The organism is Streptomyces sp. Tu 3180, from assembly GCF_009852415.1.
Taxonomy (GTDB): Bacteria; Actinomycetota; Actinomycetes; order Streptomycetales; family Streptomycetaceae; genus Streptomyces.
The window spans coordinates 433402-459552 of sequence record NZ_WOXS01000002.1 but is presented as its reverse complement, the minus strand read 5'-3'; the positions used below and the strand labels follow the sequence as shown (position 1 = coordinate 459552).

General features: G+C 75.1%; 21 protein-coding genes and 2 pseudogenes. 11 read left to right on the top strand and 12 right to left on the bottom strand.

Translation table 11 applies throughout. The features are described from left to right. The first annotated feature begins 63 nt into the window (after positions 1–63). From GL259_RS03420 to GL259_RS03405, 4 genes are all read left to right on the top strand, one after another. Positions 64–1128, top strand: a complete 1065-nt coding sequence (locus tag GL259_RS03420) for an alpha/beta hydrolase (RefSeq protein ID WP_159529043.1) — start codon at positions 64–66, stop codon at positions 1126–1128. A 311-nt stretch (positions 1129–1439) separates the two neighbouring features. Further along, positions 1440–2921: a HEAT repeat domain-containing protein gene (locus GL259_RS03415; RefSeq protein ID WP_159529041.1), complete on the top strand. Its 1482-nt coding sequence runs from the start codon at positions 1440–1442 to the stop codon at positions 2919–2921. 461 nt (positions 2922–3382) lie between these two features. After that, entirely contained in the window at positions 3383–4726 is a 1344-nt protein-coding gene (locus tag GL259_RS03410) for an endonuclease domain-containing protein (protein WP_159529039.1), read from the top strand. A 496-nt stretch (positions 4727–5222) separates the two neighbouring features. Then, positions 5223–6095 carry a trypsin-like serine protease gene (locus GL259_RS03405; RefSeq protein ID WP_208026421.1) on the top strand — a complete coding sequence of 291 codons (873 nt, stop codon included), beginning with the start codon at positions 5223–5225 and terminating at the stop codon, positions 6093–6095. A 94-nt stretch (positions 6096–6189) separates the two neighbouring features. Here the strand turns inward: GL259_RS03405 and GL259_RS03400 are convergent, their stop codons facing one another. Both GL259_RS03400 and GL259_RS03395 read right to left on the bottom strand, forming a co-directional pair. Beyond that, complete coding sequence (locus GL259_RS03400; RefSeq protein ID WP_159529035.1) at positions 6190–6639, bottom strand: hypothetical protein; 450 nt, start codon at positions 6637–6639, stop codon at positions 6190–6192. Between the two features lie 220 nt (positions 6640–6859). Next, positions 6860–7756: a DMT family transporter gene (locus tag GL259_RS03395; protein WP_159538330.1), complete on the bottom strand. Its 897-nt coding sequence runs from the start codon at positions 7754–7756 to the stop codon at positions 6860–6862. A 213-nt stretch (positions 7757–7969) separates the two neighbouring features. On the opposite strand from GL259_RS03395, the gene GL259_RS03390 reads away from it, so the two are divergent. Further along, positions 7970–8572, top strand: a complete 603-nt coding sequence (locus GL259_RS03390; RefSeq protein ID WP_159529033.1) for a DUF998 domain-containing protein — start codon at positions 7970–7972, stop codon at positions 8570–8572. Between the two features lie 44 nt (positions 8573–8616). On the opposite strand, the gene GL259_RS03385 is transcribed toward GL259_RS03390, so the two are convergent. The 5 genes from GL259_RS03385 to GL259_RS37965 all read right to left on the bottom strand — a co-directional run bounded on the left by GL259_RS03385 (position 8617) and on the right by GL259_RS37965 (position 14732). Beyond that, positions 8617–8994, bottom strand: coding sequence for a hypothetical protein (locus tag GL259_RS03385; RefSeq protein WP_159529031.1), 378 nt, complete (start codon positions 8992–8994; stop codon positions 8617–8619). Between the two features lie 39 nt (positions 8995–9033). Continuing rightward, positions 9034–9249 (bottom strand): hypothetical protein, encoded by a 216-nt coding sequence (locus GL259_RS03380; protein WP_159529029.1) that lies wholly within the window; start codon positions 9247–9249, stop codon positions 9034–9036. Positions 9250–9411: 162 nt separating this feature from the next. Next, entirely contained in the window at positions 9412–10971 is a 1560-nt protein-coding gene (locus GL259_RS03375) for a mucoidy inhibitor MuiA family protein (protein ID WP_159529027.1), read from the bottom strand. Between the two features lie 7 nt (positions 10972–10978). Continuing rightward, positions 10979–13081, bottom strand: coding sequence for a DUF4139 domain-containing protein (locus tag GL259_RS03370; RefSeq protein ID WP_159529025.1), 2103 nt, complete (start codon positions 13079–13081; stop codon positions 10979–10981). 289 nt (positions 13082–13370) lie between these two features. Further along, entirely contained in the window at positions 13371–14732 is a 1362-nt protein-coding gene (locus tag GL259_RS37965; RefSeq protein WP_208026420.1) for a hypothetical protein, read from the bottom strand. Positions 14733–14935: 203 nt separating this feature from the next. Here GL259_RS37965 and GL259_RS03360 point away from each other — a divergent pair, with 203 nt between their 5' ends. Next, positions 14936–15910 carry a TIGR01777 family oxidoreductase gene (locus tag GL259_RS03360; RefSeq protein WP_159529023.1) on the top strand — a complete coding sequence of 325 codons (975 nt, stop codon included), beginning with the start codon at positions 14936–14938 and terminating at the stop codon, positions 15908–15910. Positions 15911–16050: 140 nt separating this feature from the next. Here GL259_RS03360 and GL259_RS38475 read toward each other — a convergent pair. Then, positions 16051–16203 (bottom strand): annotated as a pseudogene (locus tag GL259_RS38475) (DJ-1/PfpI family protein); the annotation flags it as partial. Between the two features lie 46 nt (positions 16204–16249). Beyond that, positions 16250–16870, bottom strand: coding sequence for an MBL fold metallo-hydrolase (locus GL259_RS03355; RefSeq protein ID WP_159529021.1), 621 nt, complete (start codon positions 16868–16870; stop codon positions 16250–16252). A 267-nt stretch (positions 16871–17137) separates the two neighbouring features. Here GL259_RS03355 and GL259_RS03350 point away from each other — a divergent pair, with 267 nt between their 5' ends. Together GL259_RS03350 and GL259_RS03345 are read left to right on the top strand one after the other, a co-directional pair. After that, a complete protein-coding gene (locus GL259_RS03350; protein ID WP_159529019.1) occupies positions 17138–18091 on the top strand; it encodes a carboxylesterase family protein in 954 nt (317 codons plus the stop codon). Positions 18092–18119: 28 nt separating this feature from the next. Then, complete coding sequence (locus GL259_RS03345; RefSeq protein WP_159529017.1) at positions 18120–18719, top strand: GNAT family N-acetyltransferase; 600 nt, start codon at positions 18120–18122, stop codon at positions 18717–18719. A gap of 249 nt (positions 18720–18968) precedes the next feature. On the opposite strand, the gene GL259_RS03340 is transcribed toward GL259_RS03345, so the two are convergent. Continuing rightward, positions 18969–19685, bottom strand: a complete 717-nt coding sequence (locus GL259_RS03340) for a trypsin-like serine protease (protein ID WP_159529015.1) — start codon at positions 19683–19685, stop codon at positions 18969–18971. A gap of 685 nt (positions 19686–20370) precedes the next feature. Between GL259_RS03340 and GL259_RS03335 the strand changes: the two genes are divergently transcribed. The 3 genes and pseudogenes from GL259_RS03335 to GL259_RS03325 all read left to right on the top strand — a co-directional run bounded on the left by GL259_RS03335 (position 20371) and on the right by GL259_RS03325 (position 22747). After that, on the top strand, positions 20371–20904 hold the full coding sequence (locus tag GL259_RS03335) for an AAA family ATPase (protein ID WP_208026419.1): 534 nt from the start codon (positions 20371–20373) through the stop codon (positions 20902–20904). 298 nt (positions 20905–21202) lie between these two features. Continuing rightward, a pseudogene (locus tag GL259_RS03330) lies at positions 21203–21714 on the top strand (DUF664 domain-containing protein). A gap of 202 nt (positions 21715–21916) precedes the next feature. Continuing rightward, positions 21917–22747, top strand: a complete 831-nt coding sequence (locus GL259_RS03325; RefSeq protein ID WP_159529011.1) for an alpha/beta hydrolase — start codon at positions 21917–21919, stop codon at positions 22745–22747. Positions 22748–22843: 96 nt separating this feature from the next. Here GL259_RS03325 and GL259_RS03320 read toward each other — a convergent pair whose 3' ends face one another. Together GL259_RS03320 and GL259_RS03315 are read right to left on the bottom strand one after the other, a co-directional pair. Continuing rightward, positions 22844–24229 carry an erythromycin esterase family protein gene (locus tag GL259_RS03320; RefSeq protein ID WP_243762229.1) on the bottom strand — a complete coding sequence of 462 codons (1386 nt, stop codon included), beginning with the start codon at positions 24227–24229 and terminating at the stop codon, positions 22844–22846. A 398-nt stretch (positions 24230–24627) separates the two neighbouring features. Next, positions 24628–25830, bottom strand: a complete 1203-nt coding sequence (locus tag GL259_RS03315; RefSeq protein WP_159529009.1) for an MFS transporter — start codon at positions 25828–25830, stop codon at positions 24628–24630. Between the last annotated feature and the right edge of the window lie 321 nt (positions 25831–26151).

Sequence of the window (26151 nt, the reverse complement as noted above, 5' to 3'; positions counted from 1 at the left end):
AACGATCGTCTCTGTCATGATAGTTTGAGTGCCCGTTCGAACCCGGACAAGGGTGGTCGTCCCATGTGTCCCAAGACCCAGCCCCGACGGCGCGGGTTCCGCATCGCGGCGTGGTCGCTCGTCGTGCTCCTGGTCGTGACCGCCGGTCTCGTCGGTGTGGTGCTGTGGCAACACTCTTACGACATGTACGAGCAGCGGGTCTCGATCCGTCACGGCGGCCACACCCTCAACGGCGTACTGGCCACCCCCGAGGACGGACGCAAGCGCCACGGCCTGGTCGTGTACGTCCACGGTGACGGCCCCGTCGACGCCACCCACGACGACGGCTACAAGCCCATGTGGGAAGCGAACGCCAAGGCCGGGTACGCCTCCTTGTCCTGGGACAAGCCCGGCGTCGCGGGCGCACCCGGAAACTGGCTCGACCAGTCCATGGACGACCGGGCCGACGAGGCGGCCGCCGCCATCGCCTGGGCGCGCGCCCGCCCGGACATCGACGGCGACCGGATCGGGCTGTGGGGCGCCAGCCAGGCGGGCTGGGTCCTGCCGAGGATCGCAGCCAAGACGCCGGTGAGGTTCGTCATCGCCGTCTCGCCCGCGATCAACTGGCTCCGGCAGGGCCGCTACAACCTCCTCGCCGAGCTGCGCGCTGACGGCGCATCGGCAGCCCGCACCAAAGCCGCGATCGCCCGAAGCGACACCACCCGCCGGCTGCTGGAACGCCGTGCGACCTTCGCGGAGTACGTCAAGGCCACGGGCGGTGACACGGGCGGCATGACTGCCGACCGCTGGGGCTTCGTCTCCAGGAACTACACCGCGGACGCCACGCGGGACCTGCGCGCCCTGCGCGGCATACCGGTGCTGCTGACCCTCGCGGGCCACGACATCAACGTGGACACCGCCGACACGGAGCGCGTCTACCGCCAGGTGCTGGACCCGGGCGGCGCGTTGACAGTCAGACGCTACCCCCAGGCGACCCATTCACTGCTCAAGCAGTCCATCGAGCAGTCGCGTGCCAAGACCGCGCTCACCGCCCTCTTCTGCCCCCGCTCGCTCTTCGCGAACGGATTCCTGGACGACCAGCGACGGTTCCTGACGGCACCCGGCCGAGGCAGCGACCACGCGCCATGACCGTCCCGCGAGGTCGGCCATGGCGCGTCGTGCACGCTCGCGTTCACGGCCCGGTGCATTCGCCGTGACGAAGGCCGACGTCGACCCACTCGCCCTCCGCCGGAACCGGACCGCTCCCGCGGCGGTTCGGTGGCGGGGCTTCCGCCCTTGTTCACCCGCGTGGTCAACGCCTCCGTACGCTCAAGGAGCACCCCGGTCGGGGAAATGCACCCGGATCGACGCACCGGCGCGGACGCCCGCCCGGTCGGCGGGGGAGCACCGCCGTACAACCTGCGGACGACTCGGGAGTCTGACTTCCCGGGGGGGATGCCATGACCGCCGAACACCAGACGGCCCATTTCCTGCGGGAGTTGCAGAGCCCCGAGCCGGACCGCCGCGCCGCGGCGGCCAAAGGGCTGGGCAGCACAGGGCGCCCTGAGCACGCCGCCGCACTCGTCAGGGCCGCCGACGACCCGGACGCCCGAGTTCGGGCGGCCGCCGCGCGCGGTCTGGGCCGGCTCGGGGACCGGCAGGCCGCTGCCCGGGTACTGGTGCGGTTGATGGGCGACCCGCAGCCGGACGTACGGCGCGGGGCCTCGCTCGCCGCGCTCCGGCTCGGATTGGACGACCGGCCGGCGACGGAGGCGTACACGCGACTGCTGCGCGACCCGGACCGGCACCTGCGGATCAACGCCCTGACCGCCCTGGCCGCGCTGGACGCGCCCGGGGACCCCGCGGCGCTGGTGGAGTTGCTCGGGGACGAGGACCCCCTCGTGTGGGGACACGCCCGGAACCTCGTGTACCAGTGGCAGGGCACCCCAGCCGTCCGAGCGGAGGTGGTGCGCACCGCCCGTGAGGGGGCGGGAGCCGCGCGGGCCCGGGCCCTGGAGATGCTGCCGGCCCACTGCGGCGAACGGCTGCTCGACTCGCTGCTCACCGGATTGCGCGACCCCTCCGCGCAGGTGCGCATCGCGGTGGCGAGACGGCTGTCCCGCACCAACCGCGACGTGCTGGCCGCAGCTCTCGACGGCGAGCACGACCCGCAGGTGGCGGCGGGGCTGCTCGCCGCGCTCGGCGAGCAGGGCGATTCCCGCGTCATCGGACCTGCGGTGCGGTGGCTCGGCGATCCCGTGGCCGGGCCGGACGCCGCACGCGCCCTCGGTGCCGTCCCCGCCGAGGAGGCCGCCGAGCACCTGCGGACGGCGCTGGACGACCGGGCGCTGTCCGGCCCCACCCGGGCGGCCGCCGCCGTGGCCATCGGCGAGTCGGGGGCGTGGGACGCCGTGTGGCAACTGCTTCCGCTCCTCGACGAGGCGGACGCCGACCTGCGCGGCGGAGCGCTCGACGGCCTGGGCGCGCTCGTCGACGGCGGGCTGCGCCTGTGGGAGCGCCATCCGGTGGCCTGGGCCCTGACCGCGCACCTGGCGGACGGACACGACGTATGGCGCACACGCGACGCGCTCGACGGGCTCTCGCAGGCCCTGCCCGCCGTGCGCCGCCTCGCCGACCGGGCGTCCTCCGGGGAGGTCCGGGCCGCCGCACTGTCCCTGCTGGCCCCTGATGGGACGGTCGGCGACCTGCGGCGCTTCGTGCGAGGCCTGGACGACCCGTACGAAGAAGTCCGCCACCGGGCCGCCCTCGGCCTCGTGCGGTGGGCCGGGACCGACGCCGGGCCCCTGCCGGACGGCGCGGCGGTACGCGCCCGGCTGGCCGTCCTGGCCTCGGACGCGTCACCTCGGCTGCGGCGGGCCGCGGCCGACGCGCTGGACGCCCTCGGGCCCGCCGCGGGCGCCCCGTCCGATCCGCGCCGCTGACTGCCCCGTCCGAAGGTCCGCAGGACCGGCACCCGGGCGGCAACGTCATGCACCGGCCCGCCGTCGCTGAGCGGCACGTCCTGCACGGCAGGACCCGGTGCCGTGAACTCGGCAGGCCGGCGCCCACGGCCTGGTCCGCGGGCCCGACGGGGCCTCCGCGCTGTACGGGGTGCGGCCTGTGGGCGGGGTGAGGGGGCTGGGCGAGTTCGGCCCGCCTGGAGGTGGTGCCGCAGACCCGTACGCCGGATCTACGACCGCCGACCCGGTCCCGCCGTCGACCGCGCTCTCTTCGCCGTGTCCACCGGCCGGTCGGTTGTGTTTTCGCCGGTCATGGCGGAGGCGTGTGACATCCCGCTGTTGACGTCGGAGCGGTACGTGTTCCGAACCCCACTGCCCCGAGACGGTGCATCCGCAGGTGACCGGCCGGCATGAAACCGGGACATCACCACTAGCCTGTCGGTATGTCGGAGCGTGTCATGTCCGGTCGCACGGACGGCCTGATCACCCTGTTCGCCGCGAACGCTCTGTGGGTCGATTTGACGGCCGGCAGTGCTGTGCCGACGGCTCCTGGGGCATTCACCTGCTTTCCCGCCCGTGCCCGGGCGGGGTACGTCTTGCTCGGCGGCCATGTGGTGGCGACGGTGAGGGCGGGCGGCGGTCGGTGGGCTGTTCCGGAGGTCGAGGTGCGCCGGGCGGCCGCGGGCCTGAACGCGGTGGGGATGGACCGGCAGGACCTGGTCCGCGTCGGTCCGTTTCGTGGGGCGCCCGGGCAGGAGCGCAACGAGGACATGCCGCTGCGTTGGCGACGGCGTGTCATGGGGGAGCTGCAGGAGTCGGGCGGCCCCGAGCGGGCGGTGCGACGTGAAGCCGGCCGTCTGCGCCATCTGGCGGGGATCGACTGGCGACAGGTGCTCGTGGAGCGGACCCGCGACGGGACGCAGCGCACGTGGTGGCTGCCGCGCGCCGTGGTCAGGCTGCTGGACGCGGCCGAGCACGCCGAAACACGGTGGGTGCGAGCCGCGCGGCCCCGTCAGGCGGGCGCAGCCGTCACCGTCCCGCTCTCCCGCCCCCGACGGATCCGAGACGCCGGCGGTCGGCGGACGACGAGCCCCGAGAGCCCCACCGTCTCACTGCGCCCGTACCGCAAAGAGCTGGAAGGCCAGTTGTACTCGGTGCTCAGCAGGAAGCCCGGTACCTCCCGCAGGGTGGCTGAGTGGGCGTGCGCCGTCTGCCGCACTGCGCCCGCCACCGTGCTCGACCACTGCCACGAACACGGCTACGTCCGCGCCCCCGTCTGCCAGTCCTGCAACACGCAAGAACGCCCGGACCACCTGTACAGCAACGACATCCGCGTGGCGAACCGCTACACGCGCCTCTTCCGCACCGACACCGACGACTGGCTCCGCCACTGGCACCGCTGCCCCGGCTGCCGCGCGCGCACCACCCTGCCCCTGCCGCACCTCGCCGCATGGACCGCCTGCACAGCCTGCCGATCACTGCGCCCGACCCACCGGGCCCCCGGCGGGCGCAAGCCCTGTGGTGTCCTGCGCGTGTCCTGGACGGGCAGTCAGAACGCGCCCCGTTCCTGCCTGCTCACTGTCGCCGTCGACTTCTGCCCCTCCGGCGAGCACCGTGTCCTGGCGCGCATCCCCTACCGCGAAGCCGTCGAGCGGTTTCGCGTCTGGTTGGCCGAGACGGCCCCTGACGTGGCCGCCGCGGCCGGTCCTGACCGCCTGGACGGCCTGCCCGCACAGTTCCGGCCAGTCATCGCAGACACCAGCGGCGAAGACCTGGAACTGTTTTGAGCGGGCACCGGGAGTCCGGCACCCCTTGGCGCTCACGGTGAACCACCGGTGGCCGGAGACGGTGCGAGAAGACGAGCCGACGGGAAACCGCGCGACTGCCGAGCACGGCCCGGAGTGCGTCTTCCGCACAGTGGTCACGAGAGGCCGGCCGTATGACGAACGCCGACGCCTTGGGTGTCGGGCTGCCCGAACGCCGCGGACGGCGACCGAGCCGCACCTGCGGGGAAGTGACCGCGGAGCACCGCGAACGGCTCACTCCGCTGAGGGAGGCGTACATCGAGAGCGGGCTCAGCCACCGGAAGCTGAAGGGCCTCGCGCCGCCCCCGGGACCGGTCGGCGAACCCCGGTCCCGAGGAGCCGTGATGCGGCACGCGCACCGTACCGTGCGGAACACGGACACCTCCGGCGTGGTCTTGCCACAGACGATCACAGAGGCTTCAATGCACCCACCCCCACAGGAGGAATGCCCGGTCCACACCCAGCGAAGGGGTTCTTCTTGACCGCCGTACGCGTCACCGCCGTCACCGCAGCGGCCTGCGCCACCGTGCTCGCCGCCGCGCTGCCCTCGTCCGCGATCAACTCGTACAACGCGACACCCGCCCCCGAACGCACCGAGGTCGGCGCCCTGGTGGCCACCTGGGACCACGACGGAGATCCGGCGACCCCGGACCGGGTCGACTGGGTCTGCTCCGGCACGATGATCGACGCGGACACCTTCCTGACGGCCGCCCACTGCACCACCGACTGGCCGGACAACGTGCGGTTCCACGTCTCGCTCGACCAGGACGTGCAGGCGGGACTGGACGCGGCCGCGAAGAGGCACCCGGGCGATCCCGCCGCCCAGGCGAGCGCCGTCGCCGTCCGGGGCACGGCCCACAACCACCCCGCCTATCCGGGCCCCGCCGCCGACACGCACGACATCGCGGTCGTCGAACTGCCCGCGGAGAAGATGAAGGCGCGCTGGTCCTTCACCCCGGCCACCCTGCCGACCGCGAACCAGCTCGGGGCGCTGGGGCCGCGGAAGCTGAACTCCGCCGACTGGCTCGTCGCCGGGTACGGCACCCAGGAGGCCGTGAACGGCCCGGGCGGCCAGACCCACCCCGGCGGCGGCGTCCGCATGAAGGCCCCGGTGACCTTCGACGCCCTCAACGACGCCTGGGTCCGCCTCGCCATGACCGCGCCCCAGGGCAACGGCGGTGCCTGCTACGGCGATTCGGGCGGCCCCAACTTCACCGTCCTCGGCGGCAAGCGGATCCTCGCGGCGACGACCATCACCGGTGACAGCCCGTGCTACGCCACCAACGTCACCTACCGGCTGGACACTCCGGGGGCACGGGCCTTCCTGTCCCCGTTCGTGAAACTGCCGTGATCCTCGGACTCCCGGGGCCGGATCGCGCCGGCGGCGGGCCCCGCGGCCTCGCCGCCGGCACGACCGTCACCGTGCGCCGCCCCGGCCCGCCGGTTCAGCCGGCGTGCACCCTGCCCTCCTTCACGACGTAGTGCACCGGCTCCGAGCAGCCGATGGACGGCGTGACCAGCAGGCTCACGGTGAGCGGCGCGGAATCGGTGCCGGCCGTCGAGAACTCGCACACGGCGCCCCTGCCGGTGAGCGGGTACCAGAACCAGCCGTCCACGTCGCCCACGGTCACGCGGTCGGACTCCTTCCAGGCACCACCGGTCTTCGTGTACACCTGCAGGCGCACGGAGGCCGCGTACGCGTCGTCGGCCGAACGCAGCGCGGTCAGGCTGATCCTGTAGTCGGAGCCGAGGACCGCCGACGCGACCTGCCGCTTCTGCGGTGCGGCGGTGTCCGCGCTCGACGCCCCGGTGCCGGCCGCCCCGAGCGCGGCGGCCGTCAGGACGGTGAGGGCCACGGCCGTGCCGCGGCGGGTGAGAGAGCGAGTCGGGCTCATGAGGTCCCCCGGATGGAACGAGTGGGAATGATCGGAACGACACGGAGAAGCGTTTTGCTCCGGTATCACTGGTTCGGACCCTCCGCACCGCCCGGAGGTTGTACGTCCGCGCGGAACCCGTCCGGACGGGGCCGGCCGGCGAAGCCGACGACCGCGCACCACCGGCGTCACCCCGCCGCGGACGTGAACCCGGGACCGCCCACGGCCGGCCGGGGCGTCCTCACGGCGCCCCGGCGCCGGTGGCGGGGCGGTCCTCGCCGGTCAGGGCATGGGCGAGCGGCATCCGCGAGAGCGTGAACACGCCCGCGGCGATCAGGGCGACGCCCAGCAGCTGGGGCAGGAGCCACCAGCCCGCCCGCACGTACTCGGCGTAGACCGTGATCCCGAGGGCCAGGCTCACGCTCGCGTCACCGAGCGTGATGGCGGGCTGGGACGCCACCAGCGGCCCGGCCTGCAGCGCGTTCTCCAGGAGGAACAGCGCGGACGCCCCGAAGAGCGCGAAGCCGTAGGTCTGCCAGGTGCTGAGGAACGCGGTGACGCCGCCGTCGTCGAGCGTGTGCATCGACGTCTTCATCAGCGCCGCCGTCAGCGCGTACGCGACGGCGGTGGCCAGCCCGAAGCAGGCGGCGCGGGCCCGCCCCTCGGGCCGGCGGAGCGCCGCGACGACCAGGCCGGCGATCGCGGCGGTGCAGACGGCGAGCGCCGGGATCCACCGGTCCATCGGCGCGTGCGTGCGGTTCCCCGCGGGCGACGCGCAGACCAGGACGACGGCGAGTCCGGCCACGACGGCGGACACGGCCGCCCAGCCGGACCGGGACATCCGCCCGCGCAGCAGCACGGTGGCGATGACCAGGGCGAACGGCAGCTCCAGCACGAACAGGGGCTGGACGACCGTCAACGGCCCCGTCGCGAGCGCCACGGCCTGGCAGACGGCCGCGGCGACGACGGCGACGATGCCGGCGAGCCAGACGGGGTGCCGCAGCAGATCGAGCATGAGCCGGGCCCGTAACTTGTCGGACCGGGGCACGCTCAGCGCGGCCTTGCGCTGGAGGACGGTCGCGAGAGCGTTGCTGAACGCGCCGCTCAGCGCGAACAGGACCGGCACGAGGACGTCCACCACGGCCCTCCGGGATGACGAGACGGCCCACCCCCGGGTCCTGCCATGGTGACCTGCCGTCCCCGGTTCCCGCGAACCGGGCGGGGCGTGTCGCGGAGCATCCGGCGCCCGACACGCCGATCACGGCCCGCCGCCCGGTGGTGGGCGGGCGACCGTCGCGGCGGCGGAACCCGGAGACGACTCGACCGGCGGATCACCCTTTATGATCACATGATGCCTCCTGTTCCCGGATGGGCCCTGCTCTCGTCGGGGTGCGCGCCCGTCCTGCTGATCGCGGGCTGGGCGGTCGCGGCGTCGCTGGAAGGGCCCGCCTACGACCCCGCCACCCAGACGATCAGCGTCCTGGCGGCCCACGGAGCGTCGGGGTACTGGGTGATGACCGGCGCGTTTCTCGCCCTGGGCGCCTGCCACCTGCTCACCGCCTGGGGACTGAGGGCGGCCGCTCCGGCCGGACGCGCGGCGCTGGCCGGCGGCGGACTGGCGGCGCTGGCCGTGGTGCTGCTCCCGACGCCGAGCAGCGGCGGGTCCCTGCACCACGGTTCAGCGGCCGCGGTCGGATTCGCGCTCCTGGCCGTGTGGCCGGTCCTGGCCACCGACGGCAGCGGAGCCGCCCCGTGGGCGCTGCGGCCCGCACCCTCGCTCGTGGCGACCGCCGTGATGGTCGCCGGCGCCGTGTGGTTCCTCGTCGAGACCCATCGGCACGGCGTCGCCGGTGTCGCGGAACGCGTCGTGACGGCCGTCCAGTCCCTCTGGCCCTTCGTCGTCGTCACGTCATGCCGCCACCGTCCGCAGGACCGGGACCGGCCGTCGACGTGACCGGCGCGCAGGCCCGGGGCGCGGCCGGTCGGCGCGTCGTCCGGTCAGCGGTCGGACACCCGGTGGGCGTCCGCGGGCCAGGACCCACCGCCGACGATGTGATCCACGATCCTGAACGCCTCACCGATCGGCACGGTGTCCTCGTCCGGGTACTCGTCGTGCTGCCCGTCGGCGAGGACGAACCCGCCGCTCGATCCGCGGGCTCCGGGATCCGCGGCGTGCTCGCCGGGATCGCCCTCCCCGTCGAGGAGCATCACCATCGCGCGCTCGGTGTTCGTCACGACGGCCAGCGAGCGGCCGGCGGAACCGATCAGCCACGTCTCGAGCCGCCCTGCGCCGATCCTCGCCCGAAGGGTCTCCAGCGCCCCCTCGGACGACACCGGGCCGGCGCCGCCGTCATCGACCGTCCAGAACTCGACCATGAGGAGGACGATCCCACGGACGGACCGGGGAGAGGGCCCTCAGCCGGTTCCGCGTTCCAGGACGCGGCGGGCCGCCTCGGCCTCCGCCGCCGACGGGGACAACTCGTCGAGGATGTCGAGCTCGGTGTCGGCCTCCAGCTCCCGCTCCCAGGCCGCCGCGAGTTCCTCCTGCTCCTCACGGGACCTGGCGCCGACGGACTCCCGGTGGTCCGGGTCCAAAGCCGCCAGGAATCGTTCGACCGCGTCCGCGGGCATGCCGTGCTCCTCGTCGCTCGGAAAGGGACCCTCCCGGCCCAGCATGGCCAGCCGGGCCGGGGCCGGCCGTCCGACACGTCCGGCGACCACCCTGATGGCCTCAAGACGTGCGTCCGGCCGACGAACCGGCCCCCGTACCGGTCCGCAGCCGAACGACGGGGGTCAGAGGCCGGTGACCTTGGCGCTCGCCGACACCTCGTAGACGAGGGTGACGGTGCGCCGGCCACCGGGGGCCAGGGGGACGTTCCAGCGGACGATGCCGTCCGCGTCGATCGCGTCGGGCAGGGGGGAGCAGGCGTCCTCGCGCAGGCGTACGTCCACCGCGGAGACCTCGGAGACCGGGATCCGCTCCCGCAGGACGATCACCCTCTCGTCGTGCTCGTCGGGGGCGGAGAACCGGGACAGGTGCAGCCGGACGGTGCGGGTGAGCACGGTCCGCTGGGTGATTCCGGCGGTGTCACGGGTCTCCTCGGTGTGCCGCAGGACCCGGTGGTCGTCGCGGCTGCCGAAGGCGAGGTCGACGGGGGCGCCGGGGGCGGTGAAGTCCAGTGTGCCGCGGCCGCTGAACCCGCTGCCGCGGACGAGGTCGACGGGCCCGGCGAGCAGGGCGTGGCCGGACAGGTTGTCGAACCGCACCACCTGGTCGACCAGGGGCGACAGTTCGGGCGAGCAGGCGTACTCGCTGCTCGCGGCCGTGACGAAGGAGGAGAGCGGCACGCGGTGGGCGCGGCCGTCCGCGGGCACGGAGACCGCTCCGGGGGAGTGCAGCACGCGCACCTCGCCGCCGTCGTCCACCCCCGGCAGGCCGAGCACGGGGGCGGGGCCGAGGTCCGCGATCTCCTCCTCGCGCAGTTCGACGTGGACGGTGCGGCGCTCGGCGGCGGAGCGGTCCTCGAGCGTCAGCCGGTCCTCGCCGAGCCGGGGCGGTTCGGTGGCCCGTGCGGAGCGGGCCGTCGACAGGGTGAGCCGTACGTCCGACCAGTCCTCGCCGGTGCCCTGCCAGACCATCGCGTCGGTGTCCAGCGTGAGGGAGTCCCCGTCGAGCACGGCCCGGTAGGCGGGCCGCCACAGCGCACACGGGGTGAGGTGGCTCAGGCGCAGCCGGGCCGGTCCGGCCGCCGCGGACCGCACGGTCAGCTCGACGTGGCCGACCAGCTCGGCGGGTTCCGTCTCGGAGAGCTCCAGGGCCCGCTGGGCCTCGGAGAGTTCGGTGGCGAGGGCGGCCAGCCGGGCCTCCGCGGCGCGCAGCCGCTCGGCGTGGGAGTCGCGTTCGTCGTCCACCCGGTCCAGTTCGCGGGTCCAGCGGGCCCCCTCGTTCTCCCCGAAGCCGGCGCCCTCGCCGATCTCCCGCAGCAGGTCGGCGGCGAGACGGCCGAGCAGGTCGAGGCGTGCGCGCAGCCGGTCACGCTGCTGTTCCAGGGTGAGCCGCTCCTCCTCCAGGGCCGTCACGCGGCGGCGCAGGGCGGAGTCGTCGTCGGCGGGCCGCGGCCCGCGCGGCGTCCAGCTGCGGACGATCCGCACGTCGAGCACGGCCGTCGGGTGGTCGGCGGTCAGCTCGGCGTGGAGGGTACGGTCGACGGCCAGCGCGCTGACCGGTCCGAGGCGCAGCCGCCGGGTGCCGGCCCTCAGATCGAGCACGGCGGCGCGCTCGACGTGGGCGCGGTCCTCCAGACAGGTGACGGCGGTGACGGGGAGGGGGATCGGCTCCGGTGTCGTGGACATGGGTGTGTCAGCTCCTGCGGTTGCCGCCTGTCAGGGCCTTGCCGGCCGGGATACGGATTTCGTAGCCGCCGTCACGAGCGGCGGTGCCGCCGGGGGGCAGCTCGATCCGCCACAGGCGGGTGCCCGGCGCGTGGTGCTCCGCTCCCGCGCCGTCCTCGGGTGCCGTCCAGTCGGCTCGTTCCTCGATGCGGACGTCCGCGTCGGAGGTGACCGGCACCCGCTCGCGCACCTCCACGGTGACGGGCACCGCGAGCCGGTTGGCCAGCTCCACGCGGACGCGGTGGTCGAGCACCGTGATGTTGTTGCGCAGTCCCGAGGTCGACTCGTGCAGGTTCGTACGGCGGGTGACCCCGATGGCCTCGGCCGGCCCGAGCCCCACCCGGCACACCCCGCCCGGGGCGAGGGTGGGCAGCGCGGCGGTCAGCAGGAAGTCCTCGTCCGCGGTGACCTCCACCGGGCCGGCCAGCAGGGCCTGGTCGGTGGCGTTGGAGAGCACCAGCGTCGTGTACACGACCTGCTCCACGGACGGCACGCAGACGTACTCGGTGCGCAGACCGACCGGGATCTCACCGACGGTGACGGTGTGCCAGGTGCCGTCCGAGGGGATGTCGGCGGGGGCGGCGGCATCGAACCGGTGGTCGAAGGACCCCGCCGACTCGCGGGGCCGCACGGCGTGTCCGGGCAGGGGCAGCGCGGCCACCCGCTCGGCGCGGCGGCGGTACTCGGCGGTCACCGGGTCGAAGGCGGGGCCCGGGAACAGCCGGCCTCGCCGGCCGTCCTGCTCCTCGGGTCCGCACAGGACCAGGGAGGCGTAGTCGAGCTCGGCGCCGCTCGGCTGCGGCGGCCCGGTCACGGGCGCCGCGGGCGCGGGCCCGGCAGGGGCCGCGGACACCGGGGGCGGTGGCGGTGCGGCCCGGCCGGGGGCCGCGGGTGCCGGGGCGGGGGCCGCGGCGGGCCTGCCGCCGGTACGCGGCCTGCCGGCCGGTGCGGGCGGGGGCGGCGACAGGAGGGCGCCGGTCTCGCCGAAGACCCCGGGGGAGGAACCCGCCGCGCCGCCGGGGACCGGGAGCGCGCCGTGCGGCCCGCCGTAGTGCACCGGTGCCGGCGGGGGCGGCGGTGGCGTCGGGGGAGCGGACACGGGACCGCCTCCGACGGCCACGGGCGCGGCGTACGCGTCGGGGCGGGGGCCCGCGGCGTCGTACCCGGCGAACAGGTCGGCCAGCCCCGCCGGGGGCTCGCGCCAGCCCGAGGGCGCGGGAGCGGGCTGGCGGCGCCCGATCCGGACCGAGCGGAGCCGGGGCAGGTCGGTGCGGCGCCGCAGGTCGGCGGTGGCCAGGGCGATGCGTACGCCGGTCCAGTCCTCGCCGGTGCGCTGGGCGACCGACGCGCGCAGCACCAGACGTCCGGCGCCCTCGCCCTGACGGTGGGTGAGGCGGTAGGCCGGCACCCAGACGGCTCCGGGCACCCCGTACTCCACCTCCACCTCCGTCTCCCCCTCCGCGTCACCCGCGCCGTCGAGGGTCAGGACCGCGCACAACGCGGTCGACACGTGCGCCGGCGGTGCGTCGGTGGAGGCACGGGAGAGCCTGTCCTCGGCGACGGTGAGGTCGTGCTCGACCCGGCGCAGCTCCTCCTCCAGTCCGAGGAGCCGGCTGTGCAACCCGGTCAACCGCTCCTCGACGAAGTCCGCGAGCCCCAGCCACGCGTCGACCGGGGTGCGGCGGTGCGGATCGTCCCGCTTGCGGGCCGGCGGCACCGGACGCAGGGCCCCGACCTCCTCGATCAGACCCAGCTGCCGGTCCCGGCGGGCCTGCGCCGCCGCGTACGCGTCGCGCAGCCGCTCCACCTCGCGCCGCAGTTCGTCGGGCGTGCCGGGGGCGAGCGGCTCGGCCTCGACCTCCACCCGGGCCTCGGCGACGCGCACCCCGGGAGCGCCCACGACACGCGCCCGCAGCGACCCCGGATCCATCGAGCGGGGCAGTCCCGCCACCCGCACGCGTCCGTCCGCCGGTACCGTCCCCCGGGCCAGGCGACGGCAGAGCGCGCCCTGCGCGTACACCACCACCGAATCGAGTGCCGATGCCCATCTCCGGGCCGTCTCAGCCGTCATGTGCTCCCCACCCAGCCGTGTCCGTGCGGAGGGAAGCCTACGCCCGGACACGCCGCCGACTCCCCTCGAGTCCCGGTGCCGGTGCGGTCCTCCCGCCCGCGTCCGGCACCCGTCCCGGTGGACGCCCCGGTTCTCACCGGCGGGCCGGCCGGTGTCCGGACCCTCCGGGGGCTCCCACGGCCGTACCGGGCGTCACTCCCGGCGCGGAGGAGCGAGCCGGCGGGGAACGGCAGGGGCCGGCCGGGTTGCGGCGGCACCGGGGCGCGGGTGCGTCCCGTGCCGTTCCGCGTCACAGCCCGGCGTCGGTGAGGATCCGGTGCATCAGGGCGTGCGGCAGCGCGGGGTTGGCGGCGGCCTCGTCGGCGACCTCGGGCTCCGGATCCGACAGCAGCCGCTCCAGCAGCGGATCCGTGACGTTGGGGTGACCGGCGACCCCGCGACGCAGGAAGGGCTTCGCGTCGGAGGCGAGTCGCCGGAGGGCCGCCACGGGCAGTGCGGGGTCCCGCAGGGCGACGTAGCGCACCCACGGGCTCGGCTCGTCGACCAACGTCCGCAGCGTGTGACGGGGGAAACGGGGGTGCTCGACGAGCAGGGGCCGGATGTGGAACACGTCGCCGTGGGCCCGTACCAGCCGTTCCAGGACTTCCGGTGGCGCGTCCGGCCGGCGGGCGGCGGTACGGCGGACCGTGAGGTCCGGGTCGTCGTCCAGCCGGCGCCACGCCTCCTCGGGCAGGTCGCGGCAGGAGGCCAGCACGCGCCGGAACACCGCGTGCCGGCAGTCCAGGTAGGTCATCCGCTCCTCGAGCGGCGCTTCGCGCAGCCAGTCCGGTCCGGTGGAGCACCAGCCCAGCGCCACCTCGGCCGCGATGCTCCCGTCCGCGCGTTCGGCCTCCACGAGTGCGTACAGCCGGTCCCGGGTTCCGGCGTCGACGTGGCGGCTCTGCGCCACCGCGACGCGCACGACCGGATCGTCGACGTCCAGCAGCCGGGCCACCATGTCGGCGGACAGGTGCGGGTTTCCGGCGACGGACCGAAGGACCTCCTCGTCGCCGGTGCGCATGAGCTGTGCGAACTGGTCCGACGTGAGCGGGAGGTGGCGTGCCGCGTTGACGCGCACGGCCGGGTCGGCGAGACAGCGGTCCCTCCACTCCGGCGGGACACCCGGGTGTTCGCGCGCGGTGGCGGCCGCGCGGACCAGCGGATCCGGGTCGGCCAGCAGTCGCACCTGCACCGCGACCGGCCGGTCGTACCAGGTCTGCGCGACTGCGGCGCGCAGCTTCGGGCTCGACGCGCCGACGAGCGCCGTCCGGGGGCGGCCGTACGCCTCCTCCAGGGCGTCGATGCCGAGCGGCACCCCGCGGTCCACGGTGTGGCGGACGAAGTCCGCGTACGCGTCGCGGATCGCCGGATCGGGGTGTTCGGCGATCCTGCGGCGCATCGCCGGGGAGATCCGGTCTCCGTGAAGGTTCACCGCGGTGTCGCCGTCGCCGTGCGCCAACAGGGCCTCGACGACGGCGTCCGCCAGCCGCCCGGGACGCAGCGACATCCCGTGCCGGCCGGCCTCGTGCACCGCCAGGCGTATCAGGACGTCCTGGGGAGCCTTCGGGTTCCGCCCCAGTCCGGACAGCCGCGGGTGGAGGAGGTTCGTCATGCGCTCAACGTAGTCGGCTCCTGCGCGCCGTCCCTCCGTGAGGCGGTCGGCCGCGGCACCGGTGACCGCCGCGGCGGCCGGAGCGGGACCGCCGGCGACGGCCCCCGCCCTGCGGCCGAGCCCCCGTGCTCTCCACCGCTCCCACGTTTTGAACACGTTCAATTCAGGGGTAGGGTTGCCCTCACGCAGAGGGGGAGAGCCGGATGAAGATCGTGATTCCCGGGGGAACCGGGCAGGTGGGCACCGTCCTGAACCGCGCGCTGACCGCGGCCGGGCACGAGGTCGTGGTGCTGACCAGACGGTCGGCGGGGCCCGGTGAGGTCCACTGGGACGGCAGGACACCGGGACCGTGGACGGAGGCGATCGACGGCAGCGACGTCGTGGTCAACCTGGCCGGCCGCAGCGTGAACTGCCGCTACACCGCCGCCAATCTCCAGGAGATGAGGGACTCGCGGGTGCTTTCCACCCGCGTCGTGGGCGAGGCGATCGGCGCCGCGGCACGCCCGCCGCGGGTCTGGCTCCAGATGAGCACCGCCACCGTCTACGCCCACCGCTTCGACGCGCCCAACGACGAGGGCACCGGTGTGATCGGCGGGTCGGAGCCGGCCGTTCCGGGCTACTGGTCCTTCAGCGTGGACATCGCCAGGGCCTGGGAGCGGGAACAGGAACGGGCCGGCACTCCGCACACCCGCAAGGTGGCCCTGCGCTCCGCCATGGTGATGAGCCCCGACCGGGGCGGGGTCTTCGACGTCCTGTCGTGGCTGGCCCGTCTCGGGCTCGGCGGCCCGGTCGCGGGCGGCGCCCAGTACGTGTCGTGGATCCACGACCGCGACTTCGTCCGCGCGGTCGAGTTCCTGGTCGACCGGGACGACCTCGCCGGCCCGGTGAACCTGGCCGCCCCCGAGCCGCTTCCGCACCGCGCGTTCATGCGTGCCCTGCGCGCCGCGTGGCGCGTCCCGGTGGGCCTGCCCGCGACCCGGTGGATGGCCGAGGCGGGTGCCCTCGCGCTGCGCTCGGACACGGAACTGCTGCTCAAGAGCCGGCGCGTCACCCCCGGCCGGCTGCTCGAGGCGGGCTTCGCCTTCGCGTACCCGAGGTGGCCGGAGGCGGCCCGCGACCTGGTGCGGCGCCGGCGGACCGGCTCGCCGAAGGGCGGGCCGGCGGACTCCGCTGCGTGACGCCACGGGACGCGCCCCTGCCTCGGGCGCCGGGGCGCGTCCCCTCGGCCGGGCGACGCCGGGGGCACCCGGCTCGACGGGCGGGTCCACGCCCGCCCGTGGCGGGGACCGGGGCGGCGGAGGACGTTTTCAGGGCACCGGCCACGGGTGACGCCGGCGGCGGAGAGCGGCATCACGCCGGTGCACAGGGCGGCGGGGGTCAGCCCCGGCCGGCGCGCCCCGGCCGGGGCGCGGGGCAGGGCGCCGCGCCGGATCTCCGCCCGGCCCCCGGGATCCTCCTCGCGGGCGTACCCCCGGCTCGCTCGGCGGGAGCGGCGACCCGGCCGGCCGCCGTCCTGGTCACAGGTCGACGCTCTCGCCGGGGCGGAGCCGCCGGATGTCGGCACCCGCCCGTTCGGCTTCGGCGGCCAGGACGTCGTCCAGGACCTTCAGGCCCCAGTCGTTGAGGAGGCCGTCGTGAAGGGCGTAGGCGCGGGGCGGTGCCGTGCGGCGGAGGTACCCGATCATGTCCGGCACCGTCAGCCACGGCGCCTGGCCGGGCAGCAGGAGCGTGGGCGCGTCGGTCACCGTCAGGGCGTCGCCCGGATGGAAGACCTCCCCGTCGACCAGGAAACCGACGTTGTCGACGGGCGGCACGTCCGGGTGGCTGAAGTGATGCCTGTCGCCCACCACCGACACCTCGAAACCCGCGACGGAGAAGTGGTCGCCCTCGCGGACCACCCGCACGCGGTCGCCGAGCCCGCCCAGGTGCCGGGCGACGCCGGCGCAGGTGTAGACGGCCGACCGGGATCCGCGCAGGACCTCCGGGTCGAAGTGGTCGAAGTGTTCGTGCGTGACGAGGACGGCCTCGGCCCCCGCCGTCGCCTCGGGCTCGGGCGTCATCACGCCCGGGTCGATGACGATCGCCCGGCCGTCGTTCTCCAGTCGCACGCACGCGTGACCGTACTTGGTGATCCTCACGGTCCGTACTCTGCCGACCGCCCGGCGGGGCGACGTCGGCGTTCGCGACGAGCCGAACCGGCGAAGGGCGCACGTGCGGCCGACCGGTGCGCCCGGGACCGGCCCGACGGCCACGCCGCCGAGGCGCCCCCTGCCCGGGCAGCGGGCACGGAACGCGCGTGCGGCTCGTCGCCGGCCCGCCGGACCGCCCGCCGGAAAACGAGTTGTCCGCCCGCCGGGGGTGCGGTGAAGATGATCAAGAAAGATCGGCAGCCTGCGCGAGGTCCCATGCACGTCACCGTCCCCACCACCGCCGGCCGGGTACGCGGACGCCGGGAGGGCGAGGTCACGGCGTTCCTGGGCGTCCCCTGCGCGGCACCGCCGTTCGGCCCGCGACGCCTGTGTCCCCCCGAGCCGCCCGGACCGTGGGCGGGAGTGCGCGATGCGTTCGTTCCCGGCCCGTCCGCGCCCCGGCCCGGCTACCTCCCCGCGACGGCCGGGCTGCTGGAGGAGGCGGCGGAGCCGGGAGAGGACTGCCTGGGCGTCGACGTGTGGACGCCGGCCCCGGGCCGCACCGGGGGGAGGCTTCCGGTCATGGTCCGGATCCACGGCGGCGCGTTCCGCAACGAGGCCGGTTCCCTGCGCTCCTCCGACGGCGCGCGGCTCGCCGCCGACGGCGTCGTGTGCGTCACCCTCGACTACCGCCTCGGCGCGGAGGGCTTCCTCCTGCTGCCCGACGGCACGTCCAACCTCGGCCTCCTGGACCGGATCGCCGCACTGGAACGGGTCCGCGACAACATCGCCGGCTTCGGCGGCGACCCGGAGAACGTCACCGTCTTCGGCGTGGCCGAGGCCCGCGCCGCGCACGGAGCGGACACCTGCGTGTACGAGTTCGCCCGGCCCTCGCCCGCTCCCGGCGGTGCCCTCGGCGCCTGCCACAGGGCGGAGATCGGCTTCGTCTTCGGTCACCTCTCCGACCCGCTCGTCGGCCCCGACGCCCCGCGGGAACTCTCCGACGGCATGCGTGAGGCGTGGATCTCCTTCGCCCGCACCGGCCGCCCCGGCGCCCACGGCGGCACGCTGCCGCCGTGGCCCCCCTGGGCCGGGCGACGGCTGGTCATGCGGCTGGGCGACGGCGCCGCCCGGACGCACGAGGACCCCGGGTCCGGCCGGCGGAAGCTCTGGGAACCGCTGCGCCGCCCCCGGCCCGCCGGCTCCCGCCCGGTGAACGCCGGCTCCTGACACCACCGAGCACTTCCCGAGGACGACGATGCCCCTGCCTGCCCCGCACGTGCGGCCCGCGACGCGCGAAGACGTGCCCGTGGCCGTCCGCACGCTCGCCCGCGCCTTCGCGGACCACCCCTTCACGCGGCACGTGGTCGCCGCCGACGGCCACCGGGAACGGGTGCGCCGCTTGCAGGAGCTGTTCCTGACCCGGGTCGCGCTGGAACACGGCCGCGCATGGGTCAGCGACGACCGGCTCGCCGTCGCGGCCTGGACCACTCCCGAGCGGGACCCGGGCCCGGCCCTCGCCGAGGTGGGGCCGCTGGTCGCCGGGCTCGCCGGGGACCGCGCGGCGGCGTTCGAGTCCGCCGAGCGCGCGCCGGCACCGCACCGCCCCGGCGAGCCGGTGTGGTTCCTCGCCACGGTGGGGGTGGACCCGAGCGCCCAGGGCGCGGGTCTGGGCACCGCGGTCCTCCGGCCCGGCCTGGCGGCAGCCGAGCGCGCGGGGTGCGCCGCGTTCCTGGAGACCTCGGACGCGCGCAACGTGCGGTTCTACGAACGTCTCGGCTTCACCGTCACCGCGGAGGTGCCCCTGCCCGACGACGGCCCCGTCACCTGGTGCATGCTCCGGCAGCCCGGTCGCTGAAAGGGGCTTCCGCCCCTTGCCGGTGAACGCCTCGGCGCAGGGAAGGCCGATGCCCCCTCGCCCCTGACGGCTCGTTGTCCCGCGAGGCGCGAGGGGGTTCGGGCGCGGTGCCCGGTCTGAGGGCCCTCGTGCCGGGGCACGTGCGGGACGGGGGACCGGCCGGCGGGGGGACGCGGACAGGCGGACACGCGCAGGGCCCCTCACCCCGCAGCGGTGAGGGGCCCGGTGCTCACCGGGAGGCGGGGCGGTTCAGACGCCCGCGATCGACTGGATCCAGGAGCGGTACGCCGTCACGTTGGTGTACGCCGTGGTCGTCTGGCGGTCGCTGGTGGAGGCGACGCCGACCTGGAGGCCGTTCGCCATCATCGGGCCGCCGGAGTCACCGCCGGCGGTGATGCCGTCGCCCCGGCGGGCGCAGATCGCGGAGCCGCCGTAGGCGTCACCGCAGGCGCCGGTGACCGTGACGTTGGCGACCTTCAGGTAGCGGGACTGGCAGTTGGCCTCCGAACCGCACTGGGAGGTGGCGCCCCAGCCGTACACCTGCACGCTCTGACCGACCCGCACGGAGCCGGACTGTCCGAGCCTGGCGTAGGTCGCCGACACGGAACGGTCGAGACGGACGAGCGCCAGGTCCGCGCTGTGGGTGTAGGTCTGGACGCCGTTGGCCAGGGTGCCGCCGCTGTGCTGGTCCAGGCTGCCGATGCGGAACGACAGGCCTCCGCCGGTGACGCAGTGCTTGGCGGTGAGGATCCAGGTCGGGGCGATGATCGTCGCCGAACAGGTCTCCCTGCCGTTCGAGAACAGCCGGGCGGCCCAGGGACCGCTGGTGGCCTGTCCGCCGCCGATGATGGGCTGCGCGGGCTTGGTGGCCGGGGGTGCCTGCGCCGCGGTGGCGGTGGGAGCGAGAAGCGCGAGGACGGAGACCGCCGCTGCGGCGAGAGCGGGCACGAGCCTTGATATGCGCAAGGTTCCTCGATTCGGAAGACACGTCGGGGACGTGTAGGTGGGGGGCTGACGGCCCGACGGGCCGTGCCCACGGCGAACACCCGCCCGTGATGCGGCAGTTCGCCATGGACATGACCCAGAATTCCGGAGGAACGGCGAACGGGGTACTAACGCTTGGCCATAACACGGCGTTATCCCCGGTCCGCGGATCCCGGGGACGCGAGGACACGAAGGCGGGGCGACGGGGAGGAGACGGTATCGGGCACGTCACCGCCGCCTCGCGCGTGTCCGGGGGCCCCACCGCCCACGCGGTGGTGCCGACCGGGCACACCGGCACCGGCCGGCCGCCGCGGCGGCCGGACGGCCACGAGGTCCGGCAGCGGGCGCACACGTCCCTGACCGGACCGGGCGTCAGGGAGCCGGCCGACCGGGCCCGGCGACCCGTCGCCGAGGTGCGGACCGACGCACGAGTGACGAGCTGTTCCGGCCGCGCCGTCACGGTGACCGGCGCGACGGGCGCCGGACGGCGTACTCGCAGGACGGACCGCGCGCGCGTCCCCCGGCCCCCGCGTCCGGACGCCCGGCACCGCCCGGACCGGGGCGGCGCCCGGCCCGGCCGTGACTCCGGCCGTGCTGCCGCGCGCCCCGTCCGGGGCGGGCCGGGACACCCGCGCCACGGTCGTGGGCCGATAGCGTGTCCGCCGTGATGGTGGGCACCGAAGAGACCCGGCTGGTCGTGCTGCGCGGCAACAGCGCCTCGGGCAAGTCGTCCGTCGCGGCCGGCCTGCGCGCACGGTTCGGCCGCGGCCTGGCCCTGGTCGGCCAGGACAACCTGCGCCGCATCGTCCTGCGCGAACGCGACCGGCCCGGCGCGGCCAACATCGGGCTGATCGATTTGACCGCCCGCTACGCCCTCGACGCCGGGTTCCACGTCGTGGTGGAGGGCATCCTGTACGCCGACCACTACGGCGACATGCTCGCGGCACTGCGCGCCGACCACCGCGGCCCGACCCACGCCTACTACCTGGACGTGCCGTTCGAGGAGACCCTCGCCCGCAACGCCACCAAGCCGCAGACGGGCGAGTACGGCGAGAGGGAGATGCGCGACTGGTACCGGGAACGCGATCTGCTGCCCGGCGGCATCGAGACCGTCGTCGGCGCCGACAGCAGCCTCACCGCGACGGTCGACCGCATCATGCTCGAGTCCGGCCTGGCCCGCCTCCCGGCCTCCGACCGCTGACCGCGCCCCGCACGCCCAGGGCAGGCGGCGCGAGCGACGGGGCGACAACGGCCGCCCCGGTGACCAGGTGCCTGATCGCGGTCCCCGCGCACCCGCGCCGGGGCCGATCGGCGCACGGACGGCGGCCCCGTCCACGCCGGGGACGGCGCGGGAACCGGCGGGCGGCCGGGACCGGTCGAGCCGGTCGTGACGGCCCCCGGAGCGGAAATCCGGTGGCGGTCCCGGGACGTCATGGACGAGCGTGCGGCGCATGAGCGACCGACCCGCGCGATGGACCCGGGCGACCGTCCACCCCGACATGTGGGCCGACCCGGACGACGACCCCCGCAACACGGAAGGTGCCGGTCCGGACGGCGAACTCGCGACGCTGCAGGACTTCCTGACGGACCACCGCATGACCCTGCGGATGAAGTGCGAGGGCCTGGACGCGGAGCAGCCGGCCCGTCGGTCGGTCCCGCCGTCGACGATGTCGCTGCTCGGCCCGGTCCGGCACCTCGCCGAGGCGGAACGGGACCGGCGCAACTGGATCAGCGACGGCGGCCCGCTGCCGAAGCCGTACGGCCGAAGGACGCCGACTTCCACGGAGCCGTCGCCGAGCAGACCGTGGTCGACGCCGCGTACCGCGATCCGGAGCGCGAGCAGGCGGCGACCGACGCCGCGCCGGCGGGGCATCCGGACCTGGGCGAGCGGGTGGGGAAGGACCGGATCGCGATCCGGGAGCTGTCGGCGCACAGGGTCGAGGAGTACGCCCGTCACTGCGGACACGCCGATCTGCTGCGCGAGTGCGTCGACGGAAGGGTCGGCCGGTGACGGGCCCCTGCCCGCACCGCTGACCGGGGCGGGGAACACGCACCCTCCGTTCTCCGGAAGCGTGATGACCACCCGAGGGGTAATGTCCGACAGGACCGCGGTCGCGACGGGCCGGCCGGCCCACAGGTGTGCCCCGGCCGCCCCGCGCGGCCGCCTGGTCCCCGCCATCCCGAGGGAACGACGCACGTCGGAAGGATCCGCCATGGGCACGGTCACCACGAGCGACGGCACGAGCATCTTCTACAAGGACTGGGGCCCACGCGACGCCCAGCCGGTCGTCTTCCACCACGGGTGGCCGCTCAGCGCCGACGACTGGGACAACCAGATGCTGTTCTTCCTCGCCCAGGGGCACCGCGTCATCGCCCACGACCGGCGGGGCCACGGCCGCTCCTCCCAGAGCGCGACCGGCCACGACATGGACACCTACGCCGCCGACGTCGCGGCTCTGACCGACGCCCTCGACCTGCGGGGAGCCGTCCACATCGGCCACTCGACCGGCGGCGGCGAAGTCGCGCGCTACGTCGCACGCGCCAAGCCCGGCAGGGTCGCCAAGGCGATCCTCGTCGGCGCCGTCCCGCCCCTCATGGTGCAGACGCCGACCAACCCGGGCGGTCTCCCGATCGAGGTCTTCGACGGGTTCCGCGCGGCCCTCGCCGCCAACCGCGCCCAGTTCTACGTCGACGTGCCGTCCGGCCCGTTCTACGGATTCAACCGCCCCGGGGCGAAGGTGTCGCAGGGCGTGATCGACAACTGGTGGCGGCAGGGCATGCAGGGCGCGGCCAGCGCCCACTACGCGTGCATCAAGGCGTTCTCGGAAACCGACTTCACCGAGGACCTCAGGAAGATCGAGGTCCCGGTGCTCGTCGTGCACGGCACCGACGACCAGATCGTCCCCTACGAGAACTCGGCACCGCTGTCCGCCGAGCTCCTGCGCAACGGCCGGCTGAAGACCTACGAGGGACTGCCGCACGGGATGCTGACGACGCACCCCGACGTCGTCAACCCCGACCTGCTGGCGTTCGTGAAGGAGTAGGCGCACCTCCGGGTACCTCCGGGCGGGCGGCGACGCGCAGCCCGCCGTCCGCGTCCGGCGGCCGAGCGCTCCCGGGATCCCCGCCGCAGGGGGTGCTCAGCCGCGTTGGACCGGGAGGCTGGGCCGGATCTCGTGCAGGTGCACCACCAGGTCCGCCGACCTCAGCAGGTTGACCCGGTCGCCGGGCGGAGGGAAGTCCGTGCCGATCTCCCGTTTGGGCCGGGCGACGTCCAGCCCGGCACGGGCGGCGAGTGGCACGGTCCGCAGGTCGAGGTACCAGTTCCCGTGACTCACCCGGTCCAGGACGTGCTCGACCGAACCGGGAGCGGCGGACTCCACCGCGAACCGCCTGACGTCCTCGTCGGCCGGGTTCTGCAGCCCCCGTCCGGTGGCGCGCACGGCGCCCCGGCCGAAGGAGAGCCCCACCGCCAGGTAGTCGTCACCCAGTCGCCGTCGGAGCACCGCTCCTTGGGTGAGAGGCAGACCGGGGGTGGAACTGACGGTGTACAGGTGGCTGTTGTGCCCGCCGAGCACCAGCCGGTGGCCGGTGTGGCGGTGCCACCACAGGGCGTTGTCCGCCATGACGGTGTCGCGGTAGGCCATGGCCTCCGGCGCGGCTCGGGGATCCGTGAGGTCGAAGGTGTACATGCGCGCCACCTGGTCGACGACGGTGGCGTGCCGGACCGCCCAGGCGTGGTCGTCGTCCGTCCCGGCGGGTTCGCGGGCGCGGAGCAGCGCGAGGACGCGACCGGTGCGCTCGGCCCGCGCACGGCGCTCGTCCAGGGGCGCGGCCATGGCGGCGCGGATCCACTCGCCGACGGGCACGGTGGGGCGCAGCCCCCGGTACAGCTCGGTGACGGCGGGCAGCAGGTCGGGGTGGGCGCGCCGGACGTGTCCGACGACCCGGTCGTACAGCTCCGGGCCGGCGTAGGCGTTGTCGTCACCGACGAACCTGACCGGATCGCCGGGGTGGGCGACGTTGTACGCGCGCATCCAGCGGATCATGTCCAGGTACTCCTGGCTGTGCAGCAGCAGGTAGGCGTTCTGGAACTCCTCGGACATGATCCGGACGGGATCGCCGCAGCCGGTGAGCAGGTACTGGTCGAGGCGCACACCGGCGCTCCAGCCGGCCTCCAGGACGAAGGAGCGGAAGCCCTTTTGCTCGACCAGGTACCGGAACACCCGGTGCCGGAAGGCGACGAAGTCGTGGGAGCCGTGGGCGGCCTCGCCGATGCCGACCACCGCGGCGTCGCCGACCGCCTCCCCGAAGGGGTGCAGGTCCTTCCAGGGGCCCGTGGGCTCGGTGGTGTGCAGGGGACGGACGGCCCCCTCGAGGGCCGACAGCCAGTCGTCGGTGGTCGCGGGAGCCCCGTCCGAGGTCCCGGGATCCCCGCCGGCCGGGGCCGCCGCGACCGTTCCCGGGAGGGCGGTGAGCCAGACGAGCAGCGCGGCGGCGAGCCGTCTTGTCATGGAGGGTGCCATGACGCCAGCGTCCCTGCCGGGGCGTCGGACCGCGCTCCGTGTGTCACCCGGCCGGAGCAACACCGCGGTCGGCCCGCCGGACCGGACAGGGCCCGTACGTCACCCCGGGACGGGAAGTCCGCCACGGTCGCCCCCCAGGACAAGGGCGCGCTCGCCGGTGAGCCCACGGCCGATCCGGAGGCCTTGGCGGCCTTCGCCCTCCGGACAGGACGTCTTCTCCCCCCCGGAGCCACCGACACCCCGCCCACCGCGGTGGAGGGGGCCCTCGCACGCCTCGCCGTCCGGGCCGTCGCCACGGGAGCCCGCGATCCGCGGGCCGTACGTGACGGCGGCCGCCGGTCCCCGGCCCGTCCGGCCCGACCGCTCGCCGGCGGCGGCGTGCGGGTGATCACCGGGCGTCAGGAAGTGCCGTGCGGGGAGGGGAGGGGTGTGGCGCGGCTGCCGAAGGCGCGCATGGCGAGGACGCCGGCAAGGGGCCCGGGGGCGAGGAGGAGGAAGGCGTGGCGCCAGCCGACGGCCTCGGCCAGCAGGGGGGTGAGCTGGATGCTGACGACGGTGAGGGCGAATCCGATCGCGGTCTGCCCGGTGAGGGCCGTCCCGACGTAGCGGCGGTCGGCGACCTCGCTCAGCGATGTCGAGAACACCCCTGAGTCCGCGATCACGGCGGCGCCCCACAGCGTGCAGAAGGCGAGCAGGAGCGCCGGCGGGGCGTGGAAGAAGAGCGGGGAGAGAAGGCAGCACAGGCCGCTGAGGAGGAGCGCCGCCAGGGCGGCGGGCGGGCGGCCGAAGCGGTCGGCGCCCCAGCCGCCGAGCAGGCAGCCGACCACCCCGCCGATGCCCATGGTGAGGAAGACCGTGACCTCCACCGAGCCCGGCAGGTCTCCCGCGGCGTCGGTCGCCAGGAGGAAGGCCGGGATCCAGGTCCACAGGGCGTAGAGCTCCCACATGTGCCCGAAGTAGCCGAGGTTGGCCAGGCGCGGCCCGCGCTCGGTGAACATGGTCAGCGCGTACCGGGGGTTGCGGGCGGGCGCGGCCGGCGCCGCGTGGGGGCCGGGCCGGACGAAGGCCAGGGATATGACGGAGCCCGCGAGCCCGGCCGCCGCCGCGGCGAGCAGGACACCGCGCCAGGGCAGGGAGCCCAGCCCGGCGATGAGGTGGGGAAGGGTGGAGCCGAGGGTGAGGGCGGCGATGAGGACGCCCATGGTCCTGCCCCGTCCGGCGCTGCCGGCCCAGGAGGCCATGAGCTTCATGCCGGTGGGGTAGACCCCGGCCAGGAACACCCCGGTCATGAAGCGCAGCGGGACGGCGACGGCCGGCCCGTCGGCGAACAGGGCCAGCGCCGCGGTGCAGGCGGCGGCTGCCGCGGCACTGGCGGCGAGCAGGCGCTGGGGCGGGACGCGGTCCGCCAGGTTCAGGGCGGTCGAGGCCACGGCCCCGGCGACGAAGCCGCACTGCACGGAGGCCGTCAGCCACACCGCGCCGCCGGCCGAGAGCCCCCAGGCGCTTCGCAGGCCGGGCACCACCGCCGACATGGAGAACCACACGGCGAGGCCGAGCACCTGCACGGCGGCGATCGCACCCCGCTGCACACCGACGTTCACAGACGCCTCCCTGACCGAGCCATTGTTCTCCTGACCTCGCACGCCGTGGCCGAAGACCGACCCTAACCGCCCCGGGACCCCGGGCCCGGCGGGCCCCTGCGGGACGGTCGGCCGCCCGGAAGGCGGTGCGCGGGCTCCCGGTGGCGGCGGCGTCACATCCGGAGCCGAGGAGCCGGCCGGGGGGCCTGGTGTGCCCGGACAGCCCGCCGGATCCGGTCGCAGGACCTCATGGCCGTGGAGCCGTGTGCGCGACGGCCCCGGGAGCCGGCCTGCCGGACACGCCCGGGACCGTCCGCGGGCGCGGATACGGATGCGGGCGGG

What these genes read in the sequence shown, in the direction of transcription:
- GL259_RS03370 (WP_159529025.1), bottom strand. Translation starts at nt 13,081, where the DNA reads ATGACGGCTGAGACGGCCCGGAGATGGGCATCGGCACTCGATTCGGTG.
- GL259_RS03410 (WP_159529039.1), top strand. Translation starts at nt 3,383, where the DNA reads ATGTCGGAGCGTGTCATGTCCGGTCGCACGGACGGCCTGATCACCCTG.
- GL259_RS03415 (WP_159529041.1), top strand. Translation starts at nt 1,440, where the DNA reads ATGACCGCCGAACACCAGACGGCCCATTTCCTGCGGGAGTTGCAGAGC.
- GL259_RS03325 (WP_159529011.1), top strand. Translation starts at nt 21,917, where the DNA reads ATGGGCACGGTCACCACGAGCGACGGCACGAGCATCTTCTACAAGGAC.
- GL259_RS03385 (WP_159529031.1), bottom strand. Translation starts at nt 8,994, where the DNA reads ATGGTCGAGTTCTGGACGGTCGATGACGGCGGCGCCGGCCCGGTGTCG.
- GL259_RS03320 (WP_243762229.1), bottom strand. Translation starts at nt 24,229, where the DNA reads ATGGCACCCTCCATGACAAGACGGCTCGCCGCCGCGCTGCTCGTCTGG.
- GL259_RS03420 (WP_159529043.1), top strand. Translation starts at nt 64, where the DNA reads ATGTGTCCCAAGACCCAGCCCCGACGGCGCGGGTTCCGCATCGCGGCG.
- GL259_RS03380 (WP_159529029.1), bottom strand. Translation starts at nt 9,249, where the DNA reads ATGCCCGCGGACGCGGTCGAACGATTCCTGGCGGCTTTGGACCCGGAC.
- GL259_RS03400 (WP_159529035.1), bottom strand. Translation starts at nt 6,639, where the DNA reads ATGAGCCCGACTCGCTCTCTCACCCGCCGCGGCACGGCCGTGGCCCTC.
- GL259_RS03345 (WP_159529017.1), top strand. Translation starts at nt 18,120, where the DNA reads ATGCCCCTGCCTGCCCCGCACGTGCGGCCCGCGACGCGCGAAGACGTG.
- GL259_RS03375 (WP_159529027.1), bottom strand. Translation starts at nt 10,971, where the DNA reads ATGTCCACGACACCGGAGCCGATCCCCCTCCCCGTCACCGCCGTCACC.
- GL259_RS03360 (WP_159529023.1), top strand. Translation starts at nt 14,936, where the DNA reads ATGAAGATCGTGATTCCCGGGGGAACCGGGCAGGTGGGCACCGTCCTG.
- GL259_RS03350 (WP_159529019.1), top strand. Translation starts at nt 17,138, where the DNA reads ATGCACGTCACCGTCCCCACCACCGCCGGCCGGGTACGCGGACGCCGG.
- GL259_RS37965 (WP_208026420.1), bottom strand. Translation starts at nt 14,732, where the DNA reads ATGACGAACCTCCTCCACCCGCGGCTGTCCGGACTGGGGCGGAACCCG.
- GL259_RS03390 (WP_159529033.1), top strand. Translation starts at nt 7,970, where the DNA reads ATGCCTCCTGTTCCCGGATGGGCCCTGCTCTCGTCGGGGTGCGCGCCC.
- GL259_RS03335 (WP_208026419.1), top strand. Translation starts at nt 20,371, where the DNA reads ATGGTGGGCACCGAAGAGACCCGGCTGGTCGTGCTGCGCGGCAACAGC.